Source organism: Flindersiella endophytica, from assembly GCF_054779015.1.
Map to the genome: position 1 here is coordinate 429,814 of NZ_BAAGYY010000023.1, position 13,982 is coordinate 443,795.

At 68.1% G+C, this 13,982-nt stretch carries 11 protein-coding genes; 7 read left to right on the forward strand and 4 right to left on the reverse strand.

Features of this window, described 5'->3' with window-relative positions; all coding sequences use genetic code 11:
* Positions 1-223: 223 nt before the first annotated feature.
* The 4 genes from ACYVF6_RS26330 to araA are packed head-to-tail and all read left to right on the forward strand — an operon-like array spanning position 224 to position 5,149.
* Positions 224-1,300, forward strand: coding sequence for an arabinan endo-1,5-alpha-L-arabinosidase (locus tag ACYVF6_RS26330; protein WP_460525213.1), 1,077 nt, complete (start codon positions 224-226; stop codon positions 1,298-1,300).
* On the forward strand, positions 1,297-2,973 hold the full coding sequence (araB, locus tag ACYVF6_RS26335; protein ID WP_460525214.1) for a ribulokinase: 1,677 nt from the start codon (positions 1,297-1,299) through the stop codon (positions 2,971-2,973). Before ACYVF6_RS26330 ends, araB begins: the two co-directional genes overlap by 4 nt.
* Entirely contained in the window at positions 2,970-3,641 is a 672-nt protein-coding gene (locus tag ACYVF6_RS26340; protein WP_460525215.1) for an L-ribulose-5-phosphate 4-epimerase, read from the forward strand. Before araB ends, ACYVF6_RS26340 begins: the two co-directional genes overlap by 4 nt.
* The gene (gene araA / locus ACYVF6_RS26345) at positions 3,641-5,149 is read left to right on the forward strand and encodes an L-arabinose isomerase (protein WP_460525216.1); all 1,509 of its coding nucleotides are present in this window, start codon (positions 3,641-3,643) and stop codon (positions 5,147-5,149) included. The genes ACYVF6_RS26340 and araA overlap by 1 nt, the downstream gene beginning before the upstream one ends.
* Before the next feature lies 1 nt (position 5,150).
* Here araA and ACYVF6_RS26350 read toward each other — a convergent pair whose 3' ends face one another.
* The gene (locus ACYVF6_RS26350; RefSeq protein WP_460525217.1) at positions 5,151-5,435 is read right to left on the reverse strand and encodes a hypothetical protein; all 285 of its coding nucleotides are present in this window, start codon (positions 5,433-5,435) and stop codon (positions 5,151-5,153) included.
* Between the two features lie 162 nt (positions 5,436-5,597).
* On the opposite strand from ACYVF6_RS26350, the gene ACYVF6_RS26355 reads away from it, so the two are divergent.
* Together ACYVF6_RS26355 and ACYVF6_RS26360 are read left to right on the forward strand one after the other, a co-directional pair.
* On the forward strand, positions 5,598-6,383 hold the full coding sequence (locus ACYVF6_RS26355) for a helix-turn-helix domain-containing protein (protein ID WP_460525218.1): 786 nt from the start codon (positions 5,598-5,600) through the stop codon (positions 6,381-6,383).
* Entirely contained in the window at positions 6,371-6,568 is a 198-nt protein-coding gene (locus tag ACYVF6_RS26360; RefSeq protein ID WP_460525219.1) for a DUF397 domain-containing protein, read from the forward strand. The genes ACYVF6_RS26355 and ACYVF6_RS26360 overlap by 13 nt, the downstream gene beginning before the upstream one ends.
* Before the next feature lie 10 nt (positions 6,569-6,578).
* On the opposite strand, the gene ACYVF6_RS26365 is transcribed toward ACYVF6_RS26360, so the two are convergent.
* The gene (locus ACYVF6_RS26365; RefSeq protein WP_460525220.1) at positions 6,579-7,643 is read right to left on the reverse strand and encodes a LacI family DNA-binding transcriptional regulator; all 1,065 of its coding nucleotides are present in this window, start codon (positions 7,641-7,643) and stop codon (positions 6,579-6,581) included.
* 206 nt (positions 7,644-7,849) lie between these two features.
* Between ACYVF6_RS26365 and ACYVF6_RS26370 the strand changes: the two genes are divergently transcribed.
* The gene (locus ACYVF6_RS26370; RefSeq protein ID WP_460525221.1) at positions 7,850-11,950 is read left to right on the forward strand and encodes an Ig-like domain-containing protein; all 4,101 of its coding nucleotides are present in this window, start codon (positions 7,850-7,852) and stop codon (positions 11,948-11,950) included.
* Positions 11,951-11,984: 34 nt separating this feature from the next.
* On the opposite strand, the gene ACYVF6_RS26375 is transcribed toward ACYVF6_RS26370, so the two are convergent.
* Together ACYVF6_RS26375 and ACYVF6_RS26380 are read right to left on the reverse strand one after the other, a co-directional pair.
* Complete coding sequence (locus ACYVF6_RS26375; RefSeq protein ID WP_460525222.1) at positions 11,985-13,106, reverse strand: hypothetical protein; 1,122 nt, start codon at positions 13,104-13,106, stop codon at positions 11,985-11,987.
* Positions 13,103-13,969: a hypothetical protein gene (locus ACYVF6_RS26380; RefSeq protein WP_460525223.1), complete on the reverse strand. Its 867-nt coding sequence runs from the start codon at positions 13,967-13,969 to the stop codon at positions 13,103-13,105. The genes ACYVF6_RS26375 and ACYVF6_RS26380 overlap by 4 nt, the downstream gene beginning before the upstream one ends.
* Positions 13,970-13,982 lie beyond the last annotated feature (13 nt).

The following is a 13,982-nucleotide window of genomic DNA, read 5'->3' on the forward strand; positions in this document are numbered from 1 at the left end:
GAATGACCACGTTAACCACGTAATTGGCGGGTTAACCACGCCCCGGCACGTGGCGAGGCACCTACTAGCGTGGCGAACCGCGAACCGCGTGGCGAAGCTCCAAATGACCACGTTAACCACGCCAGGAGGACCTTCGCCACGCTCCGGGGCGTGGTTAACCCGCTAAAAGCGTGGTTAACGTGGTCATTCGCAGAGGGCAGCCATCAGGGAGGGAGACCTGTCCATGCTTCGCATCCTTCGCCGCGGCTCGGTCGCGGCTCTCGCCGTCACTGCTCTGCTCCTGCCTTCGGCGGCGGCCGCCTCGTCCGCCTCGTCCGCCTCGGCCGCCTCGGCGGCAGCGGCGGCCAACGCGTCGTCGCCCAAGGTGCCTGACACGCTGACCGGCGACCTGCGGACGCACGACCCGGCGCTGACCCGCGAGGCCGGCCGCGGCGGCGACTGGTTCGTGTTCTCCACCGGCGACCCCGCCGTCGCCGGCGGCACCGTTCAGATCCGCCGCTCCACCGACCTCGGAAACTGGACGTACGCCGGCAACGTGTTCGACGAGATCCCCGCCTGGGTGCAGACCGCAGTCCCCGGCATCTCGAACATCTGGGCGCCGGACGTGAAGTACCACGACGGCACCTACTACCTCTATTACTCCGGCTCCACGTTCGGCTCGAACCGCTCCGTCATCGGCCTGGCCACCAACACCACCCTCGACCCCACCGACCCCGCCTACCGCTGGGTCGACCAGGGCGAGGTCTGGCACTCGACCCCCGACAACGACTACAACGCGATCGACCCCGGCATCGTCGAGGACGCGGCAGGCACGCCCTACCTGGCGTTCGGCTCCTTCTGGAGCGGCATCAGAATGGTCCGCCTCGAGTGGCCCAGCGGCAAAGCACCGGCCGGCCAGGGCGAGCCACTAAGACTCGCCGACCGCCACGTCCCCCCGAACGCGATCGAGGCGCCCTACATCATCCGCCACGACGGCTGGTACTACCTCTTCGTCTCGATCGACTTCTGCTGCCGCGGCGTCGACAGCACCTACAAGATCGCCGTCGGCCGGTCCAGAGCAGTCACCGGCCCCTACAAGGACCAGCTCGGCACCCCGCTCGCCCACGGCGGCGGCACGGTCATCCTGTCCGAGAACGGCACCATGTTCGGCCCGGGCGGCCAGTCGGTATACGACGGAGTCCTGGCACACCACTGGTACGACGGCACGGCGAACGGTGACTTCCGGCTCGGCCTGCGCCGCCTGCAGTGGACCAGGGACGGCTGGCCAAAACTGGTAACGGGAACGGGAGCAGCTAGATGAGCAGTACCGACACCTACGTGATCGGCGTCGACTTCGGCACGTTGTCGGGTCGCGCGGTCGTCGTCGCGGTCGCCGACGGGCGCGAGCTGGCCGACGTCGAGCACGTCTACCGCTACGGCAGCATCGAGGACCGGCTGCCTGGGCCAGAAGCCAATTCAGGCGCCAAGCTGCCGCCCGACTATGCCCTGCAGGCGCCCGACGACTGGCGCGACGTGCTGCGCAACGCCGTTCCGAAGGCCGTCGAGCTCGCCGGCATCACGCCCGACCAGGTGATCGGCATCGCGACCGACTTCACCGCGTGCACGTTCGTCCCCACCACGCAGGACGGCACGCCCCTGTGCGAGCTGCCCGAGCTCAGCGACCGCCCGCACGCCTGGCCGAAGCTCTGGAAGCACCATGCCGCCCAGCCGCAGGCCGATCGCGTCACGAGCGTGGCCGCCGCGCGCGGTGAGACCTGGCTCCCTCGCTACGGCGGGAAGATCTCCAGCGAGTGGCAGTTCGCCAAGGCTCTGCAGGTGCTGGAGGAAGACCCCGAGGTCTACGCCCGCACCGATCGCTGGATCGAGGCCGCCGACTGGATCATCTGGGAGCTCTGCGGCGAGGAGACGAGGAACGTCTGCACGGCCGGCTACAAGGGCATCCACCAGGACGGCACCTACCCGAGCCGCGACTACCTCGCCGCACTCAATCCCGACTTCGCCGGCTTCGTCGACGAGAAGCTCGCCCATCCCCTGTCCCCGTTGGGCGGACGGGCAGGAGGGCTCACCGCCGAAGCCGCCCGCTGGACCGGCCTTTCCGAGGGCATCGCGGTCGCCGTCGGCAACGTTGACGCCCACGTCACGGCGGCATCGGCTCAGGCGGTCGAGCCCGGCCAGATGGTCGCGATCATGGGCACCAGCACGTGCCACGTCGTGAGCGGCGCCGAGCTGTCGGAGGTTCCGGGCATGTGCGGCGTCGTCGACGGCGGCATCATCCCCGGCCTGTGGGGGTACGAGGCCGGGCAGAGCGGCGTCGGCGACATCTTCGCGTGGTTCACCCGCACCAGCGTGCCCGGCACGTACGAACGCGAGGCCGGCGAGCGCGGCATCTCGATCCACGATCTGCTTACGGAGAAGGCGTCCAAGCAGCAGGTCGGCGAGCACGGCCTGGTCGCCCTCGACTGGCACAACGGCAACCGGTCCGTCCTGGTCGACCACGACCTGTCCGGCGTCATCCTCGGCCTGACCCTCGCGACGAAGCCGGAAGATCAATACCTCGCGCTGCTGGAGTCGACGGCCTTCGGCACGCGGATGATCATCGACACGTTCGCGACGTCGGGCGTGCCCGTCGACGAGATCATCGTGTCGGGCGGCCTGCTGAAGAACACGTTCCTCATGCAGCTGTACGCCGACGTGACCCGCCGGCCGCTGAGCGTGCTCACCTCCGAGCAGGGCCCGGCGCTCGGCTCCGCCATCCACGCGGCGGTCGCGGCCGGCGCCTATCCGGATGTCAGGGCGGCCTCCGCGGCGATGGGGAAGGTCGAACGGTCCGTGTACGTACCGAACGAGCAGAGGGCGGATGCATACGACGCGCTGTACGCGGAATACAAGGAGCTCCACGACTATCTCGGACGCGGCGGGTCGAACGTCCTGCACCGGCTGCGCCGCATCCGGAACGCGGCGGTGAGTGGATGAGCCATCAGCAACTCCGCGAAGAGGTCTGCAAGCTGCACGCCGAGCTGCTGCGCTGGGGACTCGTCACCTGGACGAGCGGCAACGTCAGCGCCCGCGTGCCCGGCGAGGACCTCCTCGTCATCAAGCCGAGCGGCGTGCTCTACGACGACCTGACGCCCGACAACATGGTCGTCGCCGACCTGCACGGCAAGGTCGTCGAGGGTGACCTGTCGCCGTCGAGCGACGTCGGCAGCCACGCCTACGTCTACCGCGAGCTGCCCGAGGTCGGCGGAGTCGTCCACACCCACAGCCCGTACGCCACCGCCTGGGCCGCGCGCGGCGAGCCGATTCCCTGTGTCATCACGGCGATGGCCGACGAGTTCGGCGGCGAGATCCCCATCGGACCGTTCGCGCTGATCGGTGACGAGGACATCGGCAGGGGCATCGTGTCCACGCTGTCCGGCCATCGCTCCAAGGCCGTACTCATGCGAAGCCACGGCCCGTTCACGATCGGCAAGGACGCCAAGGCCGCGGTGAAGGCGGCGGTGATGTGCGAGGACATCGCGCGCACCGTGCACTTCGCCCGGCAGCTCGGCGAGGTGCGGCCGCTAGCCCAGGAGCACGTCGACGCGTTGTACGCGCGCTACCAGAACGTCTACGGCCAACGCGACCCGAAGGAGAGTTCCTGATGCCCGCAACCGAGCCCGCCCCCGAGATCTGGTTCGTGACCGGCAGCCAGAGCCTGTACGGAGACGAGACGCTGCGCCAGGTCGCCGAGCAGTCGGCGCGCGTCGTCCAGGGGCTCGACTCCGCCGAGGCCATCCCGGTGCCTGTCGTCGCCAAGCCCGTACTCACCACGCCCGACGGCATCCGGCGGCTCTGCCTGGAGGCGAACGCCGACGAGAGCTGCGTCGGTGTCATCACGTGGATGCACACGTTCTCCCCTGCCAAGATGTGGATCGCGGGCCTGTCGGCGCTGCAGAAGCCGATGCTGCACCTGCACACGCAGCACAACCTCGCGCTGCCGTGGGCCGACATCGACATGGACTTCATGAACCTCAACCAGTCGGCGCACGGCGACCGCGAGTTCGGCTACCTCGTGACCCGGCTCCGGCACCGGCGCAAGACCGTCGTCGGACACTGGGAGGACGCCGAGGTCCAACGTCGCATAGGGATCTGGGGCCGGGCGGCGCTCGGCTGGAACGAGGCGCAGCACCTGCGGATCGCGCGGTTCGGCGACAACATGCGCGAGGTCGCCGTCACCGAAGGCGACAAGGTGGAGGCCCAGATCCGGTTCGGCTTCTCGGTCAACGGCTACAGCGTGAGCGAGCTCGCCGAGCGCTGCGCCGGCATCGCCGACTCGGGGATCGACGCGCTGGTCGAGGAGTACGAGGAGACCTACGACGTCGTACCCGAGCTCCGCAAGCCCGGCGCCCGGCACGACTCACTGCGCGAGGCGGCGCGGATCGAGCTCGCCCTGCGTGATTTCCTGTCGGAGGTGGGTGCGAAGGCGTTCACCGACACGTTCGAGGACCTCGGCAAGCTGCGGCAGCTGCCCGGCATCGCCGTACAACGCTTGATGGGCGAGGGATACGGCTTCGGCGCCGAAGGCGACTGGAAGGCCGCCGCGCTGGTCCGGATCGTGAAGGCGATGACGACCGGGCTGCCGGGCGGCACGTCGTTCATGGAGGACTACACCTACAACCTCGGCGCCGAGGAACCCCAGATCCTCGGTGCGCACATGCTCGAGGTCTGCCCGTCGATCGCCGGCGCACGGCCGTCGTGCGAGATCCATCCGCTCGCGATCGGCGGCCGGGAGGATCCGGTACGCCTCGTCTTCACCGCCCCGCCGGGCGATGCGGTCGTTGTGGGCTTGATGGATCTCGGCACCCGGCTGCGGTTGGTGGCCAACGAGGTCGATGTCGTCGAGCCGGAGGCGGACCTGCCCAGGCTGCCGGTGGCGCGAGCCGTCTGGAAGCCGCGGCCGGACTTCGCGACCGCGGCCGAGGCGTGGCTGACGGCGGGCGGACCGCACCACACCTGCTTCACCCAGGCAGTGGGGATGGAGGCGCTCGACGACTTCGCGGAGATCGCCGGCATCGAACTGGTGACGATCGACGGCTCCACCGATGGCCGCTCGTTCCGCAACGAGCTGCGGTGGAACCAGGCGTACTACCACCTTTCCGGCGGGGTCTAGCTCACTGGTCGTTGAAGTAGCGGGGAACCCACCTGGCGATCTGCCACTCGTCGACCTCGGGTTCCCCGCGCAACGTGACGATCGCGTCCTGTACGTCGGACAGATCCGCGTGTGCACGTTGGGCGATCTCGACGGGATCCATGCCGTTCTGATGCGCGCGGTACATCGCCAGCCGCCAGTCGCACCTCACCGAGGCGATCGTGTCGCCGAGCTCGAAAAGCAGCCTGCCGTACCGCTCGGCCGGGTCATCGGGCAGCTCGTCGATCCGGGAGCTGTAGATCAACACGTTCGGGTTTCCTTCCCTGCATTTTGGTACGTCATGGGCTAATCTGACAGCGGAACGGAACCGAAGGAAGACGTTCCGTGGTCAGGATCTGTTGACGTCGCGGCTGAGCCCTCGATGACGTGCACTGACATCCCCCGACAATTCGGAAGGTACGCCGACAAGATGTCGAAGAGCAGTAAGTCGTCGTCGCTGGCAACGGCCTGGGGCCGGCAGCTGAAGATGCACCGCGAAGTAGCAGGGTTGACGCAGGAAGCCCTTGCCACAAAGGTCAAGTACGCCCGCAGCACCATCGCAAGCCTCGAAACCGGAGCCTTCATCGCGAGCGAGGAAGTAACGATCGCCCTCGACAACGCCGTTGCCGCCAACGGCCGCCTGGTCATGCTCCGCGAGGACATGATCAGCATCGAGATCGTGCCCGAGTGGTATCGCGACTGGCTGCAGATCCAGCAGCAGGCGACTCTCCTCCGCGGAAACGCGGTCGTCCTTCTCCCTGCACTGTTCCAGACACCGGCATATGCCCGGGCGGTCCTGGAAGGAAATGAGGACCGAGTGACTGCACGGCTCGACCAGCAGCGCATCCTGGACAAGGACGATCCGCCAACGCTGCGCTACGTTCTCGACCAGCATGTGTTGGAACGCCCCATCGGCGGACCGGCAGTGATGGCGGAACAGACCGCCCACTTGGAAGGCCTCGTGACCAGCGGTCGAGCGCATATCTTCATCTGTCCGTCCGGAGCAGTCGCCAGCGTCATCGCTCCATTCGAGCTGGCAACAGTTGATGACGACTCGCTAGGCTTCTTGGAGGCGGAGACGCATGGATTCGTCCTCAACAAGCGGCAAGATGTGCTCAACCTGGAAGCCGTATACGAAAAGCTCCTCGTGGAGGCTCTCCCAACGAGCGCATCGCTTGAGGCGATACGAAGGGCAAAAGGGCGATGGGAAAGCTGAAGTGGCTTAGGTCGAGCTACAGCGGCGGCAACGGTGGCCAGAACTGCGTAGAGGTTGCTGAGCTGAATGCTGGGCGGGCGGTGCGTGACTCGAAAGACCCAGCCGGGGCGATGCACGTGTTCGATCGGGCGGCTTGGTCGGCTTTCGTTGCTGGGGTGAAGCGCGGCGAGTTCGACCTGCGCTGACCGAGATCGGTCAGGCGCGGGCCGGGCCGGTCGACTCACGCAGCACGAGGCTGCACGGCAACGTCTGCACGCCGCTCGTCGCCGGCTGGCCGCCGATCGCGTCCAGCAGGTGCTGCGCGGCCACCCGGCCCAGCTCGTAGAGGTTCAGGTCGACCGTCGTGAGCGGCGGCCGGCAGCCCTTGGCCATCGGCTCCCAGTTGTCGAAGCCGATGATCGCCACATCGTCGGGCACGCGACGGCCACGTTCACGTAGCGTCTCGGCCACCCCACGCGCGATCTGGTCGCTCCCACAGAAGATCGCGTCGACATCGGGCTCGGCACGCAGCAGGATGTCGGCGCCCTGCCGTCCCCATTCCTCGCTCCACGAGCCGTACAGCACCTCGCCGCCCGCGACCTCGAGCCCGGACTCGTTCAGTACGTTCACCAGTCCGTTGGCCCGCATCAACGAGGCCTGGAACCGCTGCGGCCCGGTCACGTGCCCGATCCGCCGGCGGCCGGTCGCCAGCAGGTGCCGCGTGGCCACCTCGCCGCCGCCGAGGTCGTCGGGAATCACAGAGAAGTCGTCGGGATCGGTGGACTGCGTCATCGCGTAGACGACAGGCACCGGCAGGTTGGCGCCGATGCTCGGCCGCGGCTCGATCCGCCGCCCGGTGACGATGAGGCCGTCGACCCGGCGGGCCAGCAGCCGCTGGACGTAGTGCTGCTCGCGGATCGGGTCGTCCCGCGTGTCGCTCATCATGACCGCGATCTGCCCGGCGCCGAGCGCGTCCTCCGCGCCGAGCATCACGGGGATGCTGAACCGGCCGAAGCTGTCGCTCGTGACGAGTCCGACCGTGAACGTACGCCCGGCCAGCAGGCCGCGCGCCAGCGTGTTGGGCCGGAAGCCGAGCTGCTCGGCCGCCGCCGCGACCCGCGCCCTGGTCTCCGGCCGGAGCTTGCCGCGTCCGTTCAACGCCTTGGACGCGGTGCCGATCGACACACCGGCCGCAGCCGCCACGTCGCGGATCGTCGTGACCCGAGGCACAACCTGCTCAGGCGACCGCTTCGAGGACGTATCCGACAAACCTTTTCCCATCGTTCCTAGTATCCAGGCCGGCGCCAAGTCATCAGCCCAGCCTAGACGCACCTGTCCAGCTTCGACGGCATTATCTGCTAGATCCGGTACGCGCGGAACTCCCGGACACGGGTCTCTTGACGGCACCTTTACCGACTCCTACCGTGTCGGAGGAAACGCTATTCCTTACTTTCCTTCTGCTGGCTTCACAGCCCTGGAGGTGGCCGGTGCCGGCCCGAATCTCGCGGCGCGCGACGCTCCTGGCGGCTGCCTCGACCGCCGCCGGCCTGTCGCTCGCGGCCAAGCCTCCGCCGGCGTCGGCAGCTCGCGGAGCGACCTCACCCACTGGCACTCCTGTCGGAGCCCTGACAGGTGGCCAGGCCGATATCGGCTACCCCGCCTTCACCGGCGCCGAGAAACCGGTTCCTCCCGAGCCGGCCGGGCTCACCGCCGACAACACGATGCGGGCGATCTACGACGCCGACCGTTCGCGCGGCGAGGGAACCGACTTCTGGCTGGACCGGCTCCTGACCAGGCGCGGCGAGGACCCGTCCGGCGACTGGTTGCTGACCCGCGGCCGCGCGGTGTTCATGAAGGTGCACGACCCGGACGTGATCGGCTTCGGCGGCCAGGTGGCGTACTGGGAGAGCATCGACAACCACGACGGCTACGCGATCCGCTTCGCGTCCGGCGGCACGGAACTGCGGACCACCGAAGTGGTCGCCGACCGCACGCAGGCGCCGAGTCACTGGCGCGGCCACTACACCGCGACCGGCCTCGACATCCGGGTGACGAAGTACGTCACGCACAACAACGTCGCCGTCACCCAGGTCACGCTGACCAACACCTCGACCGCGACGCAGGGCATCACCGTCACCGCCGGCTCTCCGTACACCACGACGGCGGAGGGCACCGAGCTCACCGGCGTCGTCTACGCGCGGAACAACCTCACGCTGCTGTTTCCCCGGCTGTCCGGCGACGCGTTCGCAGTGGACGACTCCTCCGATGGCGCAGCCCTGAAGCGCACGATCTCCTTGCGGGCGGGCAGGTCGACGACGTTCAAGGTCCAGCTCGGCTTCCTGACCGAGGAGATCTCGGAGTCGCGCTTCGAATACCAGCGCTGCCGGACCGACTCGCCGAGCGAGGCGTTCCGCCGGCACGTCCGGGCGTACAACAAGTGGTGGGCCGACAACCTGCCCTACGTCGACGTGCCCGACGACAACATCAAGAAGCAGATCTACTACCGCTGGTGGCTGCTGCGCTTCAACTTCCTGGACGCCGACATCCCGGGCAACGACTACCAGTTCCCGACCTCGATGGAAGGCGTGCTGGGCTACAACAACGCGATCGTGCTGACGATCGGGATGTTCGTCGACGACCTGAAGTACTTCAGGGATCCCGCGTTGTCGTACGGTCCGTGGGTGTCGGCCGGCGAGGTCGCGAGGAACGCCCGTTACATGGACAACCCAGGCGATCCGGAGAACTGGAGCAACAGCTACACGCAGTATCTCTCCGAGTCGGCGTGGCAGGCGTACCTCGTGCACGGCGGGCCGCTGCCGATCGTCGAAAACCTTGCCAGGTATGCCGAACAGGACACCTACGGCCAGCTCGACTTCTACGACCGCGACGGCAACGGGCTGATCGAGTACGACTGGGGCGCGCTCACCGGCAACGACGCCGATGCGGTGTCGTTCGACTGGCGGCCGGGACGGCTGGACCGCGCGGAGTCGGCGTACGTCTACAGCAACGCGCTCGCGGCGGCGTCGGCGTACGACCTGCTGGGCGACGCCGAGAAGGCCGCGGCGATGCGCGCGATCGCCGAACGCGTGCGCACCGGTGTGCTCACCTACCTCTGGAACAGCGAGCAGAAGCTCCTCCAGCACCGGCACGTCGCCACCAACGCGCTGGTGCCGTGGAAGGAGATCAACAACTACTATCCGTTCGCCGTCGGGCTGATGCCGAACGAGGCCGAGTACAAGCAGGCGTTGCGGTTGTGGGCGGATCCGGCGGAGTACCCAATCTTCCCGTTCTTCACGGCGAACCAGCGCGACAAGGCCGAAGCCGCCGAGCAGGGGCACCCCGGCAGCAACAACTTCTCGGTCATCAACTCGACCGTGGCGTTCCGGTTCCTGAGCTCGGTGCTGCGGAACTACCCGTCGGAGTACGTCACAGTCGAGATGTACAAGCAGCTGCTGTACTGGAACGCCTGGGCGCACTTCGTCGACGGCGACAACAACTGGCCCGACCAGAACGAGTTCTGGGCCGACTGGAACGCCGAGACGCGGCACATCGACTACCGTTCGTGGATCCATCACACCATCCTCGGCGCGACCAACTGGACCGTGATCGAGGACGTGATCGGGCTGCGGCCGCGCGCGGACGGGCGCGTCGAGCTCTGGCCGCTCGACATCGGCTGGGACCACTTCGCGGTCGGCAACGTGCGCTACCACGGGTCCGACCTGACGATCGTGTGGCAGCGGCCCGGGCCAAAGAGTGGCACCGCGGAGCGTTACTACAAAGGCTTTCCGGAGGGCTACTCGCTCTACGTCGACGGTCGCCGGGTCTTCACGACCGACCGGCTGAAGCACGTCGTGGTGGACGCCGGTGTGAAACCGGTTCAGCGCGTACGGCTCGGCGACGCGCGGCTGGCAGACCTGTTCCAGAAGGCCGGCCGCGACCTCCGGCGCCCCGCGGACGCCGGCAACCTCGCCGCCGGCGCGACGCCTTCCGCCTCGTTCACCGCTTCGGGCAGCGACGTGGCGGGGGCGATCGACGGTTTCACCATCAACGTGCCGTACTGGGGCAGCAGGGGCTCCGGCAACGCGACCGACTGGTACGCGCTCGACTTCGGTGCCGTGCGGACCGTCGATGACGTCAAGCTCTACTTCTACAACGACCGGGCGGCAGGCGGTTACGCCGAGCCGGCGCTGTATCGCGTGCAGTACGACGTGGGCGGTGAGTGGCGCGACGTTCCACGCCAGACGCGGACGCCGGTGTATCCGCGCTCGAACTTCAACCACGTCGCGTTCCCCTCGATCCGCACCCAGCGGCTCCGGGTGCTGTGCACCCATCGCTCGGGCCTTTCCACCGGGCTCAAGGAGATCCAGGTGTTCCGCACCCGGAGCCGGACCTCGCCGCCGGGCAACGCGGCGCCATACGTCGTCGCGCTGCCGGATCCGGCGTTCCGGCGGCCCGGCCAGGTGCGGCTGCAGGGCGTCGTGAAGGACGACGCGCTGCCGACCGGCTCGCTCTCCTCGACGTGGAGCCTGGTGAGCGGTCCCGGCACGGCGTTCTTCGACAGCCCGTCGGAGCCGGCGACGATCGTGAAGTTCAGCGAGGGCGGGCACTACGTTCTGCGCCTGACGGCGAGCGACGGCGCGCTGGCGTCGTCGGCCGACGTCGCTGTCGAGGTCGCCGTTCTGCCTTCCATCGTGAACGTGGCGCCGTTCGGGACGGCTTCTGCTTCCTACACCTCGCCGTGGGAGTCCGTCGCGGCGATCAACGACGACATCGACCCGCCGCGTTCGAACGACACCGTCAACTCCCGCTGGGGAACCTGGCCGCAGCAGGGCACGCAGTGGGTGCAGCTGGAGTGGGCGGACGCTGTCAAGGTCGACTCGGCCGACGTCTACTTCTTCGACGACGGCGGCGGCGTGCTCGTGCCGGCGTCATGGAAACTGCGATACTGGGACGGCTCGGCCTTCGCCGACGTACCAGGCATCAGCGACTTTCCGGTCGCGAAAGACCAGTACAACAAGGTCGAGTTCTCCGCCGTGACGACCACGCGCCTGCGAGTGGAGCTGGTGTCCGGTGGTGCTTCGGTCGGCCTGCTCGAAGTCAAGACCTACGCCGTGCCCCCCGCGTCGATCCGGCCGGTTCACCAGCCCACGTTGGTGAACCAGGTGCCTCAGCTACCCGAACACGTCACCCAGGTCTACGCCGACGGCAGCGTGCTGCCGGCGGCGGCCACCTGGCAGGCCATCACCGCCGAGCAGGTCGCGAGTGGAGGCACGAAGTTCGGCGTCCTCGGCCTGGTCGAGGGTGCCGGCCTGACCGCGCGGGCGACCGTCTACGTGCGTACGACCGACGCGGTTTCGATCACGTTCCTCGAGCCGGAGGACGTCCCCACCAAAGTGGGAGTAGCGCCGGCCCTGCCCGGCGCAGTGCTGGCGACGTTCAACGACGGCTCGCGGGACAACGTGAACACGCACGTCACCTGGGATCCCGTCGACCCGTCGCAATATGTCGCACCGGGCACGTTCACCGTGCACGGAACGGTCGCCGGCACCAGCCTGCAAGCTTCCGCGACCGTCACGGTGTTGCCCTGACATCGCCGCAGCCGGCTGCGGCGGCGATGCCCTCTCAGGAGCCTTGCGCGGCTGAGCTTTTCGCGGCTACCGTTCCGACAGCGATGTAGGGATGGTGCAGTTCGCCCGGATGCCCGGTCGCGCCGACCACCCAGAGTTCGTGCCCAACGGTGACGCTTGCGGTCAGGACCCCTGCCCCAGCCGGGTCGTCCGCCCGTACGAAGGCCTGGCCTTCGCCCATGAGCGTGTACGGCTCCCAGGCGATCGGATGGTTGCCGACCGCAAGGGGCACGCCGTCGACCATCGAAACGGAGTTGAGCTCCGCGGTGTCCGCGGGTGACTGGAACTCCGACCACGCCTGGCCGTCGTAGTGGAGGACGAGCGGACGGCGCCCCAGTTTCGGATCCTCCCGCTCGCCGACCGCCCACACGTCGTGCGGGCCGGCTGCTGAGACGGTCATCACCATCGGCAACGCGCCGGGTTCGTCCTGCCTGGGAATCTCGGCCGCCTCCCACTGCCGACCGTCAAAGTGCCACAAGCCGCCGCCCGCCAACCAGACGTCGTTGCCGGTCACCGCTTCGATCTTGTAGGGATACGCCATTCCGGAGACTTCGAACGGTTGCCATCTGCCGTTGGCATAGCGATAGACCACATTTCGAGCCTCTGTGGAATCAGCGACCCAGCCGGCCACCCAGACGTCCTGCCCGCCCACGGCGACCGCGGTGAACTCGCCATAACTACCTGGCGGCAACGACGGATTCCGCACGACCTGCCAGCGCCTTCCGTTCCAGTGCTGCAGCAAGGGCCTTGGAGTCACCTGGCCGGCCTCGCCGACCGCCCAGACGTCGTCGGTGCCCGCCACCGAGACATCGAGCAAACGTCCATCGTCGAAGGGCTGAGCGGTCTTCACCCATTCGCCACTCTCGCGATACAACGCCAGCGGATGCCAGTCGCCTTCGCCGTGCTCTCCCGGTGTCTCGTAAAGCCCGACCGTCCAGGTAGCTCCGGCCCGCGAGTCGATGTCGTACAGGATCCCGTCGGGTACACCGCTGTCGACTTCCGACCACTGAAGCATCGACGGGCCCGCACTGGCCGGCCCCGCGGTGACCGAGCCGAGCATGAGCGCTCCCAGCGCGACGATTCCAGTCCAGCGGCTGATCGTTCGAACGACGTTCACTTCTCCTCCTGTGCCGTGAAGAGCTGTGCTGCCCGCTTCACTTCGTCCGCACTCAGCTCGGTCTGCCAGGTCCGGCTGGTGACGATCGACTGGAGCTGGTCGAGGGACAGGGGCGGCGTCGGACGCGACACCGGCGCATCCGACGCCCGTGTCTTGGCGTTGACCTCCGAGACCACGATCCGCAGGCCGTCCGGACGGATCAGCCATGCCCTCCAGAGCATCGGCCCCCGGCGTTCGTCCGACCCGGCATCGGGGGCGTGGGTATAGGTCTGGTGTCGTACGAGCACCGAGTCGTCGGCCAGCGTCCTGGCCTCGCAGGTGTCGCCAGGTGCTGCCACGGCATCGCAGTCGGCCGGCATGTCAGGAACGTTCTCGCCCCAGTCCAGACGGACCCAGATCGCCGCGGTCCCGTCCGCGTCCGTGTAGCTGAGCTGCGCCTCCGTACCTGCGCGTGAACCGAAGTCGCGCCTGGCCACCGCGCCCTTGTCGGTAAAGGCCGAGGCACCCCGATAGTCGCCGGTACGCGCACCCACCGGGAGCTCGTCGAGCAACAGCCGCAACGTCGCTTGCGGCGTGATCTGCACGAGCTCTTGCCTGCCGGCCGGTTGCTCGCCCGGGAGACCCGCGACCGCGACGCCGCGATCGTCGGTTGCCGGGCCGTCCGGCCCGACCGACAGGTAGATGCCACCACCCGCCAGCACGGCAAGCGTCGCTCCACAGGCTCCGAGTGCCCGAAGCACCCGGCGCCGCCTGACCACCCGTTCGCCCTGCGCCACCGTGTCCGCGACCAGCGCGGTGAGGTCGGGCTGCAGCGTTCGCACGCTGGCTCGCAGGCGTTCGGGCAACTCCTGCTCGAAATCCATCAGTCGTCCACCT